This window comes from Streptomyces sp. ADMS, from assembly GCF_033441795.1.
Taxonomy (GTDB): domain Bacteria; phylum Actinomycetota; class Actinomycetes; order Streptomycetales; family Streptomycetaceae; genus Streptomyces.
Genome location: NZ_JAVFVX010000041.1, coordinates 50,843 through 68,270 on the forward strand (window position 1 = coordinate 50,843; position 17,428 = coordinate 68,270).

Sequence of the window (17,428 nt, forward strand, 5' to 3'; positions counted from 1 at the left end):
GAGTCCAGGTACGAGGCCGAACACAGGAGCGCGAACGAAAAAAAGGGGGGTCACCTCGTCGGCCGCCGCCACACCAGGGTGTACCTCCAGAAGAGCCGCCGCCGCACCCGGCACCCAGGCAGCACCCGGCGGGCCCCCCTCACCACCTCCGCGAACCCCGTCTCCGGCGCCCGCGTCCGCGCGGTCATGGCAACCGGCCGCTCCGCCGTCCGCCCCCGGTTCTTCACCCAGGCCATGACGACGTTCGCCGGAACGGCGACCATTCCCAGCAGGTGGTCGACGGGACTCTCGGCCCGGGCCACCCCCACCACGACCAGCGTCCCGCCGGGCGCCAGTTGCCGCCGGAAGAGGGCGAGCGCGTCGGCGTACGGAAGGTGGTGGACGACAGCGACGCAGGTGATGACGTCGTACGCACCGTCCGGACCCTCCGCCGGCGCGGTCATCGCGTCCACGGCGGAGAAGGTGACCGGGGCAGCCGGAGAGGCGGGTTCACGGGCGCGCGCCCGGTCGACGATCGCGGGGTCGGAGTCGACGCCGAGCACCGACGACGTACTCCGCCGGGCCAGCAGCCGCGCCAGGTCGCCGCTGCCGCAGCCGACGTCCAGGGCACGGCCGTACCGCCTCGGCAACTGCCGCATGATCCACGGGTGGTAGTGGGCGTTGTGGTCCCAGGGGTGGGTGGCATGGAACCGTTCGAGTGCGCGCAGAACAGACGGCGACAAGATCGTCATACCGCCATCCTGACGCGGACCGGGAACGCGGACAACGGTGCGGGGCCCCAGCGTGAACGATGGAGCCCTGCACCCGGAGAGCCCTCAGGGGGTCAACTGTTCTGCGGGGCCACCCGTCCGGCCGGTCAGGTAGGCGGCAACGGTGTAGGTGCCCTCCGTGTCGTGGACGACGGTCGTGTCCGACGCGTTGCCGCTCGTACCGATGAGCTGCACGTACGGCTCAGCCAGGGAAGGGCTGGGAGGGCGGACTTCGTCGATGTGCAGTGATCGCGGGCAGGCCTGCCTGAACACCGAAGGCCCCGGAGTGATCCGGGGCCTTCGACCGCTGCGCACACGGCGAAGTCCGTGCTGGGGTTGCTGTACTTCTCGGCCGTACCGCTCTGGACCGCTACGCGCCAGGAGCCCGGTACTGGACTTGCTCGGCTCTACGCAGGGCCGCCATCGTTTCATCGACGGTCAGGAGAACGGTCGTCTCGAACGAACTCAGCGCGCCACCTCCGCTGATCGCCAACGCGACCGCGGCCATGGACACGTTGTCCGGAGCTTCCCAGAGGCCGTAGCCGTCGTGCGTGCCGAAGGCGTACCAGAAGCCGTGAAGCTTCCCGCCGACGGACTCGATGTACGACTGAGCGGCCTGGGCGCGATCCTCCGGATGGCCGATCAGTCTCGCCCAAGTCTCCGGGGTGTAGCTGAACCTCGACAGGTAGAGCGGCATCATGTCTCCCTTTCGTTCCATCAAGGGATGCCCCCGCGGACGGGGAAGGCGTCGGCGGCGGCCCGCGTATCCCCCGAACGGCGGGAGACGACGACCGGCACGGCGACAGTCGGTGGCCGCCACAACCGACGGCAATCCGCCACGACGGCGGGTGCGCCGGACGTTCAGGCGCACGGGTGCCTCGCTGTACCCCCACCGACGTCGGCCACGTTGGACGACCAGATCGAGCAGCTCGGCGTTCTCGGCGAAGGCTCCGCCTCCGGCTGACATCAACCGTTGCCGTACTTCTCTGCTGTACGACCCGGAATCGCCAAAGGCCCCGGAGTGATCCGGGGCCTTTGACCTGTGTGCACTCGGCAGGATTCGAACCTGCAACCTTCTGATCCGTAGGATCGGGCAGGAGACTGCGAGGAGTGCCAGCAGCCTCCTGCCCTGATCGCTCGGGTTAGCGATCGTGCGTGTCTGTGTGCAGTCGTTGCCGTCAGAATGGCCGTCAACTTCAAGAGTCAGAGCCGCAGTGGCAGTCTCACATGGACAGAATCAGCACCGACCTCCTTGCTCGCCGCGAGCGTCTGCTACGCAGTCAGTCTCAGCTGGCTGAAGGTCCATGACCTCGATTGATGGCGTTTCGCTGCAGATCCCGGCTCACTGTTGACCGCCTCTGAGATGGCTGAGACACCCCTCCAAGGGGGGTGGTTGATACGAGAGTGCGAGTAGCCCCTGCACGCGGCGACCTAGACGGAAACGCCAGCAACCGCGACCATAGGTCCCTCGTGTGTTGGGGGCGGGCGGGGGCCCGATGGGGGAGGACGACACGCATGGACTGGACTGAGGCATACACCGTTGAGCAGACGGTCCTGCCAGCCACTGGATATGTGGTGTCCGACGACCAAACCCTGGGCATGGCTCCCACAATTCAGGAGCTGCTTACAGACTCGAAGGGCGTAGAAGAGGTTCGTAGGTCCCTAGAGTCGATTACCCGTACAGATTTTGATAAGACTCGCCTGGAAGCAATCCTACATTCGGAGAGCGAACCTGAGTCGTGGCGCGTCGGTGAAGCTCTCGCCGAGTATCACCTAGCATCTGAGTGCTTTTGCTTCTTCCCATGGCCATCTGGCCGGGATCTAAAAAATCCGGGCACGAGTTCGGGTGGCGTTGATTTGATCGGCTTTGAAATCAAACAGTCAGGGGAAACTGCTCTAGCTCTGGCTGAAGTTAAAACCAGTGAGCAAGAGAAGAGCCCACCCGATCTAATGCAAGGCCGACATGGCATGAAAGGGCAACTGGAGGGACTCCGATCGGGAGATAACCGGAAACTGTGGGCAATTAAATATCTAGGCATGCACGCACAAGGAAAGGACTGGTTTCAACATTTCCAGAAATCCATGGTAAGATATTTTGCCGACCCGACAGACGTCCGCCTATATGGGACACTGGTCCGAACGGTTAGCCCGAATGTTGCCGATCTGCGCGCACGAGCAAGATCTCTTGCCAAAGATTGTCCGAGTAAAACTAAGATTACACTCACGGCCATTTATGTGACTCCGCAAGGTATGGAGATCCTGGCAGGCGCTCAAGTCGCATGGGAGACCTCGCCATGACTGTAAGCATGGCAGCGTTTAGTGAGCTGTCAGAGCACTGGGCGATCGCAGCCCTAGGGCCCGACCGCATCCAGGCAGCTACTTTGACTGCGTCGCGACTCTATGTAGCTCGAAATGTGGGATCTTTCATTCATGGTCCACAGGTTGAGGAAAGTGACGACGAAATTGTCCGCCGCGCCGCTCTGGCCTACGAGATGGTCGCAGCAGAGGGAATCCCAAGTCTATTCCGTGCCCAACGCGGCGTAACGGATGAGCAAGCTAATATTTCTGAAGCAGCCGCTTACAAGGCGTTTGAGCTTCGCCGTAGCCTGCCACTCGAAGATACCGACCTTCGAGACTTTACATATCAGATTCTTCAGCTAGGGTCGCTCGCATATACAGCGGATCGATGGGCTGAATTCCGGGCTTGGCTCCGTGATCGGGATGTAACTCCGGAGCGTCTACCCCAGGTAGTTGAAGATTGGGAAGGAGAGATTCTCCGCACTCTGGCCGAAATCTGGATCCGACTACTGCGAAAAGAGGGTTGGGAAGACCTAACTGCGGTCTGTGAGTCCGTCGTTCGCCTGAGGGAGTTGCAAGAGGAAAAGGAGGAGGGATACCTAGCAGCCGCGCACAATGATGGATCCGCTAAACCGAAAGCGTGGCGGCTCATCAGCCTCTACCATTGGGCACGTTCTAGTGAGCTCTTGGCGCAATATCTGATGCAGGGGACTCCTGTTTCGATTCGCGCAGAACTGGACTACCACTTTGAAAGGGCAATCGAAGCAGCTGAAGCTTCTCTAGACGCAGCATCTGAGGTGACGCTTCGGTGGCTCCACCTATTGGCGACTCGCATGACGGCAGGATCCCTGTGGGCACTTGCTGCTGTCGGTGGAGAGACTCGCAGACTTGTGGAGGAAAAGACCAGGAATTCGCTGTTCGAATTTCTTCCTCCGCAGAGATCTGCTCTCCTAGAGCAGGGCCTCTTGGATCAGGCTGCTAGTGCTGTGGTTGTTGACCTTCCAACAAGCGCAGGAAAGACTGTCCTTGCAGAGTTCAAAATCGTGCAGGCTCTCGGGCAATTTCAGTTGGATCGCGGTTGGGTTGCCTACGTGGCCCCCACGCGTGCCCTCGTTTCCCAAATCACTCGCCGGCTACGCAAGGATCTCTCACCCCTGAATCTGCGTGTTGAGCAGCTGTCCGCCGCTGTTGAGCTTGATGATATTGAACAGCGCATGGTCACTGACGCGAGTGCGCCTTTTGACATCTTGGTGGCCACGCCAGAGAAACTACACTTGCTAATTCGGAATTCAGCAGTAGATCGGCCACTTTCTCTGCTAATCCTCGATGAAGCGCAAAACATTGAGGACAAGCAGCGTGGCGTAAGAATTGAATTGCTTCTTGCCACGGTCAAGCAAGATTGCCCCAGCGCAAACTTCCTTCTACTAATGCCGTATGTCCCTAACGCTGACGACTTGGCCAGATGGCTATCACCTGAGAGCGGACGGAGTATTAGCCTTGGATCTTCGGCTTGGCAGCCCAATGACAGGATGATCGGGCTTGTAAAAATTGCCGAGCCATCGGGGTCGAATCGGCGAGCCTGGACGCTTAACTACAAAACTCTACTAACAAGCGCTGACACTCTTGTTGTTGATCAACTTATGCAGGTGGGCAACACTGCACCATTCGATCTCACGCATTCCAAGGTAAAGAATAATCTCGGACTAATTGCAGCGGCTGGGGCACGCGCAATGTGTGCACGCGGCACAAGCATTGTTATGGCCAGCACCATCCCGAATGCCTGGTCTATCGCGCGGACGTTGAGTGAGAGTTTTACGGATCATGAAGTCTCTGAAAACATCGCACTGGTGCAGCGTTTTCTAGCCACCGAAGTAAGCCCGGATTTCGAGCTTATTGCATTGCTCAAATCCGGCATTGGTGTCCATCACGCTGGCCTTTCAGATGAAGCCCGCAGCATGATGGAATGGCTGGCCGAAATTGGCGAACTAAAGATTCTTGTGGCCACTACCGGAATCGCACAGGGGTTGAATTTCCCTGTTTCATCGCTATTCATCGCCAATAGGCAGATCCCATACAAAGACCACCAGGAAGAAATGCCTATGCGCAGCTTCTGGAACCTGGTTGGCCGAGCTGGGCGAGTAGACCACGACAGCATTGGCGTAGTCGGCCTTGCTTGCCGTGATAATGGATCAGATGAACTGGATATTTCGCGCTATGTGCAACATGCCGCTGGCTCACTCGCCTCACAATTGGTCACCCTCCTGAAGGACCTATCAGCTAGCGGATTGCTCCTTCAGCTTGACAACATGATTTACTCTGAGCAATGGACTGATTTTCGTAGCTACGTAGCTCATTTGTACAATCAGAGCACCTCTCTGGACGAGGTACTCTCTAAGTCCGAACTGCTCCTGCGTAACACTTTCGGCTATACCTCACTGTCTGAAGGAGGAGCAGCGGAGCAACAGCAAGGCCGTGCCCTACTTAAGGCCACGAGGGCCTATGCGCAAACTTTGGCCGAGCATCCCGAGAACGCACGGCTGGCCGATAGTACCGGTTTTGCGCCGGAATCCGTTCGATCGGCCCTAATCGAGCTTAGGCGCCTCGATGGCCCGCTCTCACTTGAGGACTGGAAGCCTCAGAGTCTTTTCAGGAATGGTCCTGACAGTTCCTTGCCCGAACTGATGGGCGTCCTCATGAAAGTGGACCAGGTTAAGGATGACATTGAGGCATTGGCCCCGGGAAGGGCAGATGGAGGGACAAGGGCTGCAGAGATCGCTGTTGACTGGGTAAACGGCGTCTCTATTAAAGAGATCGCGGAACGATATTTCCAGAGGACAGGGTCCGACGCTGCAACAAAATCTCTCTCTGAAGCATGCAAGCTGATCTACAAGAATTTGGCAACTGCCGGAACCTGGGGACTCTCCGCGCTGAGCAAAATGCCGACTTCCGGGCTTAACTTTGACGAGATGTCACCTGATGATGCTCGGCAGGTGAATTTGCTGGGTGCCATGCTATATCACGGTGTTTCCACCGAAGGGGGCGTCATCATGAGAATGGCTTCAGCCCCCCGTTCGGTCGCTGAATCGCTGGGTTCATCGTTGCTATCGCATTCGAATGAGCTTCCAAACGCCAGCCAGGCTCGTGAATTCCTAAGCTCTCTACCTGCATCTGAATGGGAGATCCACCGTCCAGCCGGAGCGGCCATGTCTGGTGAGGATTACCGGCGGGCTTGGCAGGTTTTGTCTGGGGAGCCACTGGCTGAGTAGGCAACCGCACTCTCGCGGTTGGGCCCTCCTGCTAGCCGACCAGCCGGCAGCTCCAGCCATTTCGTCACTCTGACGCGAACCTTACCTATCCCTGGTTAGAATCCCTTGCTGGTCTGAGATCCTGGAGACCGATCGAGAGGGGCCGCAGGTATGGAGTGGAAGACCCACGGTGAGCGACAGATCTACACGAACAAGTGGGTGAACCTGTGTCTGGTCGACGTCCAGCAGCCTGACGGGGCCCGGTGGGAGTACCACGTCGTTCGCCTCCGGCACCTGGCCGTGGCCGCCGTGGTCAACGACCGCCAGGAGGTGCTGATGATGTGGCGGCACCGCTTCATCACCGACTCGTGGGCCTGGGAGTTGCCCATGGGCCTGGTCGAGGAGGGTGAGTCTCCTGAGGAGGCGGCGGCCCGTGAAGTCCTGGAGGAGACGGGCTGGCGACCCGGTCCCATCAAGCCTCTGATCTACGCCGAGCCGGCCAATGGGATCACCGACTCGCAGCACCACGTCTTCCGTGCGGACGGCGCGACTTACGACAGCCCGCCAACCGAGAAGAACGAGTCCGACCGCATCGAGTGGATCCCCCTCAGCGAGGTGCGCGGAATGATCGACCGCCGCGAGATCGTGAGCAGCGGATCCCTCGTCGGCCTCCTGTACGTGCTCATGGACGAAGCGATCCGCTGAACGGTGGGAGGAGTTCCCGTAGCCGTGCCTCGAAGGCCAGGGCTACGGGCTCCCGCCTGTGCGGGGCCAACTGCTCGTAGAACTCGCGTAGATGGCCCGACACCCGCTCGGAGGACACCGCCGAAGCGGGCACCAGCGCTTGCGTGGCGGTGTGGCACGCCTGGGCAAGTTTCCCTTGGTCCAGTTGCGTACGGGCCAGCCAAAACGCGTGAAACGCCCGGCCGCGTTGGTTGGTGCTGTTCTCCCGCCGCAGAGCATCCGCGATCAAGGGCTCCGCTGTCGCGGCCTCCCCAAGTCTGCCGTGAGCAATGCCGGTGTCCACTATGAGCTTCAGCTCGTCGAAGTAGGTCACCCACGACGGATCCGGGTCATTCGCCTCGATCTGCTCGAAGTGACGGTGGGCTTCCCCGATCGCCCGGTGCGTGGAATCCCGGTTGCCGAGGGTGGCATGGGCGAAGGCCTCGCGCATGGATAGCATCGACATGACGCGCGGCGTGGTGCCGAGAGCTGGGCGAGCCTGGTCCTGAGCAGCGGTGACGAGTGCCAGAGAGTCCCCCGGCTTGTCCTGGTACGTGGCCTGCAAGCTCATGCAGGCCAGGACGTTGGCCATGAACTGACGGTCGTCGATCTCCTTGGCCAGTTGCAGGGCCTCGGTGAAGTACGCGCGGGCCTGGTTGTACTGGCGGGCGTCGAAGTAGGTCCAGCCGGTGAGGCGCGCCAACTCGGCCGCGATTCCGTACAGGCCGTTCTGGATCGACGGCGGTCGGCTCTCCTTCAACAGGCCGACGACATGCCGGAGCTGACCGACGATGGCCGGCCTCAGAGCCTCGCCGCCGTGCTGGTCGTCCCGGCGCCAGTAGTCCTCGATGGAGGATCGGAACGCGTCAAGTGTGGCTGTGCTGAGGCTCGTTCGAGTGGCCAGAGCCAGGATGCTGTCCACGTCCGGCCCCGGCAGAGACGCGGGGGTCGGCTGTGCTGGCTCCGGCGCTTGCGGTGCCTCGCGCTCGGTGACCACGAGAGCCTGGGGCGTCTCCCAGGGACGACGGGCAAGACCGAGCATGTGCCCTGGGATCCGCAAGCCGTCCGCGATGCGTTCGACGACGTCCATGTGCAGCAACTGACGTCTGCCAGCGATTACTTCACCGACTCGGCTAGGTGTCAGCTCGCATCGCCTGGCGATCATCGACGGGTAGATGCCCGCCTTGGTCTTGACCAGCCGGAAGACTCTGCCGAAGTCCCGTACCCGGCACGCGTTGATCATCTCGGGATCGGTGAGCAGCCTGGCAGGCAGTTCCTGCGGCCGGTCGGCGTCGGGCATCGGGCAAGCTCCCACACTGCGAGGGCTACGCAACGTCGCTGATTCTCTACTTCCCGCGATGTTACCCAAGTTGGGTAATCAGCCTGACCTTTTGGCGGAGCACCCCAATCGCGATGCTCGTGTGCATGGCGAGCAATCAGCAGACCAGACCAGGCATCGGTGAACTGGCCAAGGACAGCGTCAGGGACCGTATCGGCGTCGTCATGGGCGAGTGCGGGGGCCGTGTGCAGATGCGGCCGATCCGTGGCGGCCTGGAGTGGGATGCCATGCCGGACGACGTGGTGGCGCTCAGCGCGCGGGAGGAACTGAGCGCACGTCTGACCATCAAGAACGGCAACAGTCTGGGTGGGTTGTGATGCGCGCCATCGGCCGGTACGCGGGAGTCCTCTTCATCATCTGCATCAGCGGTTCGTGCGGCCTGGTGATCGGCGCGACCCTCGCTATCCGCCAGTAGACCGGCCGCCCCGGACGGGTGCCAGTTCCCCGGCTCCCCCGTCCCGTTCGGGGCCGGCCTCCAAACCTGCCCCCTGATCGTCTGCCAGAGCCCAGCTCGGCGATCAGGGCGGTATGCCCGTGCCACGCACCACCTCACACCGGGAGATTGCACATGACGGCAACGGCGAACGATCAGCGGACCGGTCGCGCGGTGGCTGGTGAGGAATTGTTCGAGAGCCTCGCCCACTTCGTGGTCATCCACAACGGGCAGTCGGCCGAGCGCGCGGAACGGATCGCGGACCAGGCGGTTGCGTTCCTGGTCACGGCGGCCACCGCCACGGTTCCCATGGTCCCGTCCGATGACGTGGACTTCGGCCTCCACGCGCTCATCCTGCACACGAAGGAGTACGCCGCGCTGTGCGAGCGGTACGCGGGCCGTTTCCTGCACCACAACCCGAAGCCGGGTGGAGGTGCCCGCGACGCGGAGATGGTCGCCGCCTCGGCCCGCGCCATGAAGGCGGCTGGGTTCATGGTCTTTGACGACCTGTGGACCGTGAACGGCGTGAATCTCGCGCAGTGCGACTCGGACTGTGGCCGACCGTACGGTCAGGCGTAGCACACGACAACAGCGACGCGGCCGGCCCCGAACTCGTGGTCGGCCGCGCTCGCCTGGAAGGAGAAGAGACGTTGCCCGCCCCAACAACCCCTGAACTGCCGATCGTGGTGCTCGACGCATTCATGCCCACGACTCAGCGCATGGTCATCAACCGTCGGGGCTCCACGGTCTGGGAGGTGGAGAGCCACCGGGGCCACTACGCCGTGAAGATCGGCTATCCGATCGAGGCTACGGCCGACTGGCCTGCCCAACCGTGGACCGCGCTCGCGCCCGCGCGCGAAGGTGCCGTTCTGCTTCGCCTCGGCGTCGAGGGGATCGCGTACGGCGAGTGGGAGCACGGCACGTGGAACTTCCAGCCGTGGCACGAGGGGCCGGACCTGTACCGGCTGTGGGAGCACTGCCGTAGGAAAGACTCGTCCATCGCACCGGACACGAGCGTGGCGCTGGAATGCGTCGAGGCGCTGGCCGAACTCCACGCCAAAGGCTGGGCACATGGCGATGTGCAGCCCGCCCACTTCATCATCGGGCCGCAACGAACACACCTCATCGACCTCGCCCTTGCCCACGGCGGTCATGTCCCCGAAGGGCACGACTTCCCGTTCCGCGGCTGCCTCGTCCACTACGAAGCACCGGAGATCGCGCGCAGCGTCCTCGACACCGGCGAAGCGGAGCCGACACAGGCAGCCGACGTCTACGCGCTCGGGGCCTCGCTGCTCATCTCCGCCACGGGCTGGCGGGCGGTCGAGTACCCGGACGACGCTCCGCGACCTGTGCAGCGAGAGGCAGTGGCCAACGGCCGACGTCGGCCCGTGAAAGTGCCCGGTGAACTGGGCGAATTGGTCGACGCGATGCTCAGTCATGCACCAGGGGATCGGCCCACCATGCCCGAGGTGGTCAAAGCCCTGACCTGATCCCGAAAACCGGTCCGCCTCGCGTCAGCAGAGCGCGCGGACGCCAACAACAAAAGACCGGACCACCCCTCAGCCTGGACAGCATTCCGGGTGGTCCGGTCGTGGAAGCCCTGATCAGGACCCCGGTGCCGATGGTACCGGGGCGGTCGGCGTGCTCGGATTCGGGTGCGGCGTCAACCCCCGTCAGCTGTTGTTGAGTTAGAGAGGGCGGCGGTTGAAGGCGGTCATTGGAATCGCAGTTCTGACCTGCACCACCGAAAGTGAGCCAGGACGGCGAGTGCGCCGAACAAGCACCCGTCACGTATGCCTCCAGCAACCCCGTACCGGCATCAGCCACGTTTCCCGGTTTCGAAACGACGGCCACCCGGACGGCGGGGTCGTGCGCGCTCGGGCTCGGCCTGCTCCTGGTCGTGGTCCTGGTGCTCGGGCTGGGCGAGTTGCTTCCTGGCCTGGCTGTCTGCCTTGGCGGTGCAGCGCGCTGAGTGGCCGGGGGCCGCCGCAGCGGTGGCGGAGACAGGGAGCGGCGGCGGCCCGTGGCCGCCAGCGCGCGCGGCACGCCGTAGGCGGGCCGCCTTGATCCAGTAAAGAAACTCTGAACAGCACCGATGGGCAGCGGTCGATCAACCTGGGAGAGGCACGGATGCCGTGGGCATGCCCCGACGGTTCGAGCAAGTGCGGCACGGAACGACGGCACGGCGGCAAGCGGGGAGCGATGATCGAGCACATACCGGACAACGAAATGGGGGCGACCAGCATTCAGGTCGGGGACACGGATCAAGTAGTCGCGCTGATCGAGGAGATGCGGGCCATGGTCGTTCGCCTCAGCAGGGAAACCAGGGAGTTGCGAGAGGAAGTGGCCCAGCTCAGGACTACGGCTTCGGCTGCTGAGCTGTCTTCAGTTCCTCTACCTCGCGCCGCAGTTCCTGATGATCAGCGCTGAGAGCACGGATCTCGTCACGTAGTGCGGTGAGTACTTCGGCAAGGGTGGTCCCGGCGACAGCGGCAGCTTCGGTGTCGTCGGGCCCGCTCTCCCCCTGCTCGGCCGGACCGGGCTTCTCGTCCCTGTTCGCCAAGTACCAAACCGGAGCGGTGTAGTTCGCCGAGGGCTCCCCGCCGGCATTGTGGTCCGCGACGAAGCTGCCCCGACCATGGATCGTGTAGATCAGGCCCTCGTCCCGCAGCACGTTGAGCGCGGACCTCGCGGTCATGTTGGCCACGCCGAAGCGTTCCTGTAGCTCGCGGATGGACGGCATCTGCTCGCCCGGCTTGATCCGCCCCTGCAAGATGTCGCGCCGAATCTCGTCGGCAGCGTGCTGATACGGCGGCCGGCGGTCCTGCTTGCTCTCTGGCGCGGGGCTCATGGCCCAAGAGTAGCGATTCTTAGCACCCCTAGCACACCCCACTGACATAGGTGGCCTATGTCAGTTGATAGCTAGCTCACCCGATTCACTTGACACTGCTAGGTCTGCTATGTTCAATGGAGAGTACGCCCCACCGCCCTGGTGGAGCGCAATCGAGAGGAATCAACTCCCATGGCACGCATCCGCGTTGGCCTGCTCCCCACCTCTTCGTTCATGGTCGGCACGTTGCCGGTGCCGAAGTACGCGGACCAGGAGAAGACGCAGTTCGCCACCGACCGTGAGACCGGCGCGAAGCTCTACACGATCACCCTCTTCTTCATGGAGGAGGACCGTGCCGAGGCTCTGAAGATCACCGTTCCGGAAACCGGTCTGCCCAACGGGCTCCGGCCCGGTGTCCCGGTCATGCCGGTGGAGCTGTTCGCCACTCCGTGGGCGCGCATCTTCAACGGCTCGCTCTCGGACGGCATCGCCTACCGCGCGGGCCGACTGGACCTGGTGGCCCCGGCCGCTGAGGCGGCGTGAGCGGCACCGCTTTCCGGTTCGGCGCTGAGCGCAGCTACCCGCTGCCTCACGCCGGGCCGGGTGCCCAGTTCACCGAATCACTCGTGACCTCGGTGGCGGCCCTGCTCGTCGCCTACGGCTTCCCCCGCCTCGACGCGTCGGCGGATCGGGCGGCCCTCGAATCGGCCCTTGCGGCCTTCCTCTACAACCCGTTGGAGAGTCACAGGTGAAGGATCCGAACACACCGGCGCAAGGGATCTTCGGTCACGTCCCGCTCGTCGTCGCCCTGGCGCTCGCCATGCTCGCCGGATGGGCGGCCTGGTGGATAGTCCGCTACGTTCGCGCCGATGCCATGACCAAGCAGTCCATACGACAGGCCATACGCGTGCGGTGGGGCTGGAAGCGGCTCGCACCGATGCTCAAGTTGTCGGCCACGGACAAGACCCCGACCGCGCTGGCGTCACTGGCGAACACGAACGGCAAGCCCATCAAGCCGCGCGTCCTCATCCCCGCCCTGAAGGTGAAGCACGACGCGTACGGAGTGATCGCGCGGGCTCAATGCCTGCCTGGCGTCGGGCTGGCGCAATTCCAGAAGGCGGCCCCGCACCTCGCGGACGCCTGGCGCTGCACACGGGTGGCGGTCACCCAGGACAAGCCTGGGCAGATCCTCATCCGGGGTGTGCGACTGGATCCGCTGAAGTTCCCCACGGAGCACCACCCCACAGGTGAGCCACCGGAGGAGACAGCACAGTGGGATCTGGGCCTCGACGAGTACGCGCAGCCCGTCTCCGTGAACCTCACGCAGGTACCCGGCGTGACCGTGGCCGGCCTTCCCGGCTTCGGCAAAACCAGCCTGATCAACCGGCTTCTCTCCGACTGGGCGCCCTCGCCCGCAGTCCAGTTCGCCTGCGCGGACGGCAAGGTGTCGGCTGCGTACGAAGGTGACTACTCCGACTGGGTTCAACGCATGTTCGCCTTCGTGGGCGATGACCTGGAAGAGGCCAACAAGCTGTTCCGGCAACTCGTAGAGCTGCGCCGCGCCCGGTCGGCATCGGTGCGCCAGGTACTCGGGGTGAAGTCCATGTGGGACATCGGTCCTTCCGAAAGCTGGCCCCTGGTCGTGCTGATCGTCGACGAAGCGCACACCTACTTCCGCGACCACAAGGGAAGCGACCAACAGACGAAAAAGCTGGCCGCACTCGCCGCCGAGAACGCCCGGCTCGTGGAAGACCTGGTGAAGAAGGGCCGGTCCGTGGGACTGCTCGTCATCCTCACCACTCAGAAATCCACGGGCGACGCGATACCCACCTTCATCCGCGACGTGTGCCCCGTGGGCCTGAGCTTCGCCCAGAAGACCGCCGAAGCCGCCGTGGCCGCGCTCGGTGACGAGATCCGGGAATGGCCGGACGCCAACCCCATCAACCTCCAGGACCCCACCTACGTCGGCGTCGCGTCGATGAACCACCAGTCGCAACCCGGCTTCACCCGCATTCGTACGCCCTACGTACCCGACGCGGAAGCGGCTCGCATCGCCGAAGAGACGGCGAACCTCACCATCGACCCATCGACCCTGCTGGCAGCCTTTATCGGCCCTCGCACGACGGACGTGGATCTCACGAAGCTCGACGCCTGAGCGGGTCGCCCCACCGCCTCGCACGTTCCCGACACCTCAGGAGAGGGGGTGAAAACTCATGACAGAAGACCGGATCACTCAGCGCACGATCACCGCCGTCATGATCGTCATTGCCGCGCTGGCGTTCGTCTTCTCCTTCGGCAACGTCTGGTCCCTCGCCCTCCGCCTCGGCGTCCCCGGCCCGATCGCACCGCTCATCGCCCCAATGGTGGACCTGTCCGTGGTCGGCCTCCTGGTCGCACTTCGCTACCTCTCCCTGCGCGGCTTTCCGGCCGAACAGATGACGGCCGCGACCCGCCTCATGCACTTCTCCGGACTACTGACCCTCGCCCTCAACGTCGCCGAACCGATCGTCACCGGACACTACGGCCGCGCCGCCGTCGACGCGGTGGCCCCGCTACTCCTCCTCGGCTGGGGCTCCGTCGGCCCGCAACTCCTCCGCGCCTTCCACACCGTTGCGCGCCCCGCCGTACCGGCTTCCCTGCCGGACGAGATCGAGTCAGAGCCTGAGACGGGCTCTGACGTATCCCGCCCTGCGGTGCCTCTCACCATTCCGGCCCCCGCACCGGCCCCCGCCGCTCCTCACGTGGCCCCGGCTCCTGCCTCGCCTGCGGTCAAGGTGCCTGAGCCGCTGCTGACCGAAGCACGCTCCATCGCCACGTCCCACCGCACCGAGCACGGCGAACCGATCACGGTGGCCCAGCTCAAGACGCGACTCGGGATCGGCCTGCCCATGGCCACCGCGCTTCACGCCGCTCTGTAGGGCCACACCCTTCCGCCGGCCGCTCCGCCACTTCCCACCACCGCCCGCCCCTGGGCCCGCCTTGCCATGCCTGCGGGCAGCAGCCCGAGCGCACTGAATCGCTGCTGCCCGCAGGGCCCACCCTCGTGCCAGAAGGGACACCCCGCCACCCATGCGCCGCCCCCTCGACCTGCGCCACGTCATCAGCCCCGGCCTGCGGGACCTGGTCGAACTGGCCAACACCGACGACTTCGACCGAGTCACCGAACAGGTCCGCGACCTTCGGGGCTGCACCAGCCCGGTCAACCTGCACGGCTGGACCATCACCACCGACCAGACCACCAACCAAGTGGTCCGCTCCTACCGCTCCGAGGACGAACCCACCGGCCGTCTCCTCACCACCTGCGGCAACCGCCGAGCCTCCCGCTGCCCCGCCTGCTCCCGCCTCTACGCCGCCGACACCTACCACCTGATCAAGGCCGGACTGTCCGGCGGCAAGAACGTCGCCGAAACCGTCCGCGACCACCCCCGCGCCTTCGTCACCCTCACCGCCCCCTCCTTCGGCCCCGTCCACAACCGCCCCACGACCGAATCGGGCAAGCCCCGCCCCTGCTCCTGCGGCGAAACCCACGCCCAGGACGCTCCCGAACTCGGCACCCCGCTGCGCCCGGCACGCTACGACTACAGCGGCGCCGTGCTGTGGAATGCCCACGCCGGGGCCCTGTGGGCACGCTTCACCACCTACCTGCGCCGCGCCCTCGCCGAGCACCTCGGCATGACACAGAAGGCACTCAACGCGGCTCTCCGTATCTCCTTCGCCAAAGTCGCCGAGTACCAACAGCGCGGCCTGGTCCACTTCCACGCGGTCGTCCGATTCGACGGTCCCGACGGCCACACCACCGCGCCCCCGGCCTGGGCCACCTTCGACGCCCTTCACGTGGCCGTCGGCCTGGCGGTCGAGCGTGCCCGACTCATCGTCGAATCGGACGCGGTCGGCGAACGCGTCATCCGGTGGGGCGACCGCTTCAAGGTGGATCAGATCTCGGCCTTGGGGGACGGCGAACTCACGGACGCCAAGGTCGCCGGATACGTCGCCAAGTACGCCACCAAGAACGCCGAGGGCGCGGGCACCGTGGACCGCACTCTCGTATGCCGTCCCTGTGCCGGACGCGGCTACGTACGCGGCCCCGACGGCTTCCGCGACCTGTGCAAGGACTGCGACGGCACCGGCCAAGCCGAACCCCTCACCAACCTCGCCGTCCAGCAGCACGCCCGGCAGATGATCCGCACCGCCTGGGCACTCGGCCACCTCCCCGAGTTCGCCCACCTCAAGCTCTGGAAGTGGGCCCACATGCTCGGCTTCCGCGGCCACTTCTCCAGCAAATCCCGCGCCTACTCGACCACCCTCGGCGCACTCCGCGACGTACGCCGTGCCTGGCGTACAGCTCAAGCCGAAGCCGCCCGCGTCCGAGCCGGCCTTCCGGTCGACGACGAGAACACCACCCTCGTCACCGCCTCCTCGTGGACCTACCTCAGCAGCGGCTACCGCCCCGGCGAGGAGCTCCTCGCCGCCCAGGTCCGCCACGACAGGGCCCACACCGAACGCCTCAAGCGAGAAGGGCTACTGCCTGCATGACGACGGCCGTACTCACCGTGGACCAGGTCGCCGAGCGTCTCGGCATCAGCCGCTGGAAGGTCCACGACCTGATCCGCTCCCGCGAACTCGCCTCCTTCAAGATCGGCCGCTGCCGACGCATCAGCGAAGCCGCCGTGGACGCCTACGTAACCCACCGCACCGAACAGGAAGCCGCCTGATGGCCACGCCGAAGAAGAACGCCAACAACGAGGGCACCATCTACCAGCGCAAGGACGGTCGTTGGGAAGGCAGTGCCTACGTACTGACGACGGACGGCACGTACAAGCGGCGCAGCGTCTACGGCAAGACCTGGGACGAAGCACACGAGAAGCTGACCAAGCTCAAGGCCGACTCCCTGAGCGGTCTCCCGATAGCCACCAGCAAGATGACGCTGAGCGAGTATCTGGCGTACTGGCTGGCGAACATCGCCAAGGGCAAGGTCCGCCGGACGACCTACGTCAACTACGAGTCCCTCGTCCGCAACTACGTCACCTCGGAGTTCGGCAAGAAGAAGCTGACCCGGCTTACCGCCCGAGACATCCGCGCGTTCCTCACCAAGACGGCGGCCACCTGCCAGTGCTGCGCCCAGGGCAAGGACAAGAACCGCCCGGAGCACAAGCAGCGCTGCTGCGCCCTCGGCAAGTGCTGCAAGAAGCTCCCCTCAGATCGGACCGTCCGCTTCCTGCTCGTGATCCTGCGCGCCGCTATCCAGCACGCCGTACGTGAGGACGAACTGCCGCGCAACGTGGCCCGGAACGTGGAGCTGAGCATGGGAACGAAGCGCGAGATCGAACCGCTCACGGCCAAGGAGGGGCGTCAGCTCCTGATGGCGGCCCGTGACAACCGGCTGTGGGCCGCGTACGAGCTGGCGGTCCGCATCGGCCTGCGGCGCGGTGAACTGCTGGGCCTGCGCTGGTCGGACCTGGATCTCTACGAAGGAGTACTCACCGTCCGGCAGGCGCTCCAACGGGTCGGCGGCGAACTGCTGATCGTCGCACCGAAGACCCAGCGCTCGGCCCGCCGCGTGGCCCTGCCTGCTGAGTGTGTGACGGCGCTTCGCGCTCAGCGGGCCCAGCAGATCGCTGACAAGAAGGCGGCGGGTGACAGTTGGAAGGGGACTGGCCATGATCTCGTCTTCACCACGAAGAACGGGACACCGATCGAGCCGCGCAACATGAACCGCTCCTTCGAAGCGCTGAGCGTCCGCGCCGGCGTCCGCAAGGTCCGCTTGTAAGGTCGGCCTGAGGCGCGGTTCTGGCCTTGCGACCAGCCCGTTTC

At 64.3% G+C, this 17,428-nt stretch carries 19 protein-coding genes; 14 read left to right on the forward strand and 5 right to left on the reverse strand.

Annotated elements, in window-relative coordinates; translation table 11 throughout:
* Positions 1–50: 50 nt before the first annotated feature.
* The 3 genes from RB628_RS19480 to RB628_RS19490 form a co-directional block, all read right to left on the reverse strand.
* Entirely contained in the window at positions 51–731 is a 681-nt protein-coding gene (locus RB628_RS19480; RefSeq protein ID WP_318321752.1) for a class I SAM-dependent methyltransferase, read from the reverse strand.
* A gap of 84 nt (positions 732–815) precedes the next feature.
* The gene (locus RB628_RS19485; RefSeq protein ID WP_318321753.1) at positions 816–944 is read right to left on the reverse strand and encodes a hypothetical protein; all 129 of its coding nucleotides are present in this window, start codon (positions 942–944) and stop codon (positions 816–818) included.
* A 175-nt stretch (positions 945–1,119) separates the two neighbouring features.
* Positions 1,120–1,446 carry a GYD domain-containing protein gene (locus RB628_RS19490; RefSeq protein ID WP_318321771.1) on the reverse strand — a complete coding sequence of 109 codons (327 nt, stop codon included), beginning with the start codon at positions 1,444–1,446 and terminating at the stop codon, positions 1,120–1,122.
* Positions 1,447–2,264: 818 nt separating this feature from the next.
* On the opposite strand from RB628_RS19490, the gene RB628_RS19495 reads away from it, so the two are divergent.
* The 3 genes from RB628_RS19495 (at position 2,265) to RB628_RS19505 (ending at position 6,997) form a co-directional block, all read left to right on the forward strand.
* Positions 2,265–3,047, forward strand: a complete 783-nt coding sequence (locus RB628_RS19495; protein WP_318321754.1) for a hypothetical protein — start codon at positions 2,265–2,267, stop codon at positions 3,045–3,047.
* Entirely contained in the window at positions 3,044–6,313 is a 3,270-nt protein-coding gene (locus tag RB628_RS19500) for a DEAD/DEAH box helicase (RefSeq protein ID WP_318321755.1), read from the forward strand. Before RB628_RS19495 ends, RB628_RS19500 begins: the two co-directional genes overlap by 4 nt.
* Before the next feature lie 150 nt (positions 6,314–6,463).
* Positions 6,464–6,997, forward strand: coding sequence for an NUDIX hydrolase (locus RB628_RS19505; RefSeq protein WP_318321756.1), 534 nt, complete (start codon positions 6,464–6,466; stop codon positions 6,995–6,997).
* On the opposite strand, the gene RB628_RS19510 is transcribed toward RB628_RS19505, so the two are convergent.
* Positions 6,975–8,315: a helix-turn-helix transcriptional regulator gene (locus RB628_RS19510; protein WP_318321757.1), complete on the reverse strand. Its 1,341-nt coding sequence runs from the start codon at positions 8,313–8,315 to the stop codon at positions 6,975–6,977. The two genes, RB628_RS19505 and RB628_RS19510, sit on opposite strands and share 23 nt — an antisense overlap.
* Positions 8,316–8,428: 113 nt before the next feature.
* On the opposite strand from RB628_RS19510, the gene RB628_RS19515 reads away from it, so the two are divergent.
* The 4 genes from RB628_RS19515 to RB628_RS19530 all read left to right on the forward strand — a co-directional run bounded on the left by RB628_RS19515 (position 8,429) and on the right by RB628_RS19530 (position 10,759).
* Positions 8,429–8,671, forward strand: a complete 243-nt coding sequence (locus tag RB628_RS19515) for a hypothetical protein (protein WP_318321758.1) — start codon at positions 8,429–8,431, stop codon at positions 8,669–8,671.
* A gap of 251 nt (positions 8,672–8,922) precedes the next feature.
* Positions 8,923–9,366 (forward strand): hypothetical protein, encoded by a 444-nt coding sequence (locus tag RB628_RS19520; protein ID WP_318321759.1) that lies wholly within the window; start codon positions 8,923–8,925, stop codon positions 9,364–9,366.
* A 122-nt stretch (positions 9,367–9,488) separates the two neighbouring features.
* Positions 9,489–10,277, forward strand: coding sequence for a protein kinase domain-containing protein (locus RB628_RS19525; protein ID WP_318321772.1), 789 nt, complete (start codon positions 9,489–9,491; stop codon positions 10,275–10,277).
* A 260-nt stretch (positions 10,278–10,537) separates the two neighbouring features.
* Complete coding sequence (locus RB628_RS19530) at positions 10,538–10,759, forward strand: hypothetical protein (protein ID WP_318321760.1); 222 nt, start codon at positions 10,538–10,540, stop codon at positions 10,757–10,759.
* A gap of 387 nt (positions 10,760–11,146) precedes the next feature.
* Here RB628_RS19530 and RB628_RS19535 read toward each other — a convergent pair whose 3' ends face one another.
* On the reverse strand, positions 11,147–11,638 hold the full coding sequence (locus RB628_RS19535; protein WP_318321761.1) for a GntR family transcriptional regulator: 492 nt from the start codon (positions 11,636–11,638) through the stop codon (positions 11,147–11,149).
* Positions 11,639–11,809: 171 nt separating this feature from the next.
* On the opposite strand from RB628_RS19535, the gene RB628_RS19540 reads away from it, so the two are divergent.
* From RB628_RS19540 to xerC, 7 genes are all read left to right on the forward strand, one after another.
* On the forward strand, positions 11,810–12,160 hold the full coding sequence (locus tag RB628_RS19540) for a hypothetical protein (protein WP_006381100.1): 351 nt from the start codon (positions 11,810–11,812) through the stop codon (positions 12,158–12,160).
* Positions 12,157–12,369 carry a hypothetical protein gene (locus RB628_RS19545; protein ID WP_318321762.1) on the forward strand — a complete coding sequence of 71 codons (213 nt, stop codon included), beginning with the start codon at positions 12,157–12,159 and terminating at the stop codon, positions 12,367–12,369. The genes RB628_RS19540 and RB628_RS19545 overlap by 4 nt, the downstream gene beginning before the upstream one ends.
* The gene (locus tag RB628_RS19550) at positions 12,366–13,772 is read left to right on the forward strand and encodes an FtsK/SpoIIIE domain-containing protein (protein WP_318321763.1); all 1,407 of its coding nucleotides are present in this window, start codon (positions 12,366–12,368) and stop codon (positions 13,770–13,772) included. The genes RB628_RS19545 and RB628_RS19550 overlap by 4 nt, the downstream gene beginning before the upstream one ends.
* Before the next feature lie 58 nt (positions 13,773–13,830).
* On the forward strand, positions 13,831–14,535 hold the full coding sequence (locus RB628_RS19555; RefSeq protein ID WP_318321764.1) for a DUF2637 domain-containing protein: 705 nt from the start codon (positions 13,831–13,833) through the stop codon (positions 14,533–14,535).
* Positions 14,536–14,686: 151 nt separating this feature from the next.
* Positions 14,687–16,150, forward strand: a complete 1,464-nt coding sequence (locus RB628_RS19560; RefSeq protein ID WP_318321765.1) for a replication initiator — start codon at positions 14,687–14,689, stop codon at positions 16,148–16,150.
* Complete coding sequence (locus tag RB628_RS19565; protein WP_318321766.1) at positions 16,147–16,329, forward strand: helix-turn-helix domain-containing protein; 183 nt, start codon at positions 16,147–16,149, stop codon at positions 16,327–16,329. Before RB628_RS19560 ends, RB628_RS19565 begins: the two co-directional genes overlap by 4 nt.
* Entirely contained in the window at positions 16,329–17,384 is a 1,056-nt protein-coding gene (xerC, locus tag RB628_RS19570; protein ID WP_318321767.1) for a tyrosine recombinase XerC, read from the forward strand. Before RB628_RS19565 ends, xerC begins: the two co-directional genes overlap by 1 nt.
* The last annotated feature ends 44 nt before the right edge of the window (positions 17,385–17,428 follow it).

What these genes read in the sequence shown, in the direction of transcription:
- RB628_RS19480 (WP_318321752.1), bottom strand. Translation starts at nt 731, where the DNA reads ATGACGATCTTGTCGCCGTCTGTTCTGCGCGCACTCGAACGGTTCCAT.
- RB628_RS19490 (WP_318321771.1), bottom strand. Translation starts at nt 1,446, where the DNA reads ATGCCGCTCTACCTGTCGAGGTTCAGCTACACCCCGGAGACTTGGGCG.
- RB628_RS19495 (WP_318321754.1), top strand. Translation starts at nt 2,265, where the DNA reads ATGGACTGGACTGAGGCATACACCGTTGAGCAGACGGTCCTGCCAGCC.
- RB628_RS19500 (WP_318321755.1), top strand. Translation starts at nt 3,044, where the DNA reads ATGACTGTAAGCATGGCAGCGTTTAGTGAGCTGTCAGAGCACTGGGCG.
- RB628_RS19505 (WP_318321756.1), top strand. Translation starts at nt 6,464, where the DNA reads ATGGAGTGGAAGACCCACGGTGAGCGACAGATCTACACGAACAAGTGG.
- RB628_RS19510 (WP_318321757.1), bottom strand. Translation starts at nt 8,315, where the DNA reads ATGCCCGACGCCGACCGGCCGCAGGAACTGCCTGCCAGGCTGCTCACC.
- RB628_RS19515 (WP_318321758.1), top strand. Translation starts at nt 8,429, where the DNA reads ATGCTCGTGTGCATGGCGAGCAATCAGCAGACCAGACCAGGCATCGGT.
- RB628_RS19520 (WP_318321759.1), top strand. Translation starts at nt 8,923, where the DNA reads ATGACGGCAACGGCGAACGATCAGCGGACCGGTCGCGCGGTGGCTGGT.
- RB628_RS19525 (WP_318321772.1), top strand. Translation starts at nt 9,489, where the DNA reads ATGCCCACGACTCAGCGCATGGTCATCAACCGTCGGGGCTCCACGGTC.
- RB628_RS19535 (WP_318321761.1), bottom strand. Translation starts at nt 11,638, where the DNA reads ATGAGCCCCGCGCCAGAGAGCAAGCAGGACCGCCGGCCGCCGTATCAG.
- RB628_RS19540 (WP_006381100.1), top strand. Translation starts at nt 11,810, where the DNA reads ATGGCACGCATCCGCGTTGGCCTGCTCCCCACCTCTTCGTTCATGGTC.
- RB628_RS19555 (WP_318321764.1), top strand. Translation starts at nt 13,831, where the DNA reads ATGACAGAAGACCGGATCACTCAGCGCACGATCACCGCCGTCATGATC.
- RB628_RS19560 (WP_318321765.1), top strand. Translation starts at nt 14,687, where the DNA reads ATGCGCCGCCCCCTCGACCTGCGCCACGTCATCAGCCCCGGCCTGCGG.
- RB628_RS19565 (WP_318321766.1), top strand. Translation starts at nt 16,147, where the DNA reads ATGACGACGGCCGTACTCACCGTGGACCAGGTCGCCGAGCGTCTCGGC.
- xerC (WP_318321767.1), top strand. Translation starts at nt 16,329, where the DNA reads ATGGCCACGCCGAAGAAGAACGCCAACAACGAGGGCACCATCTACCAG.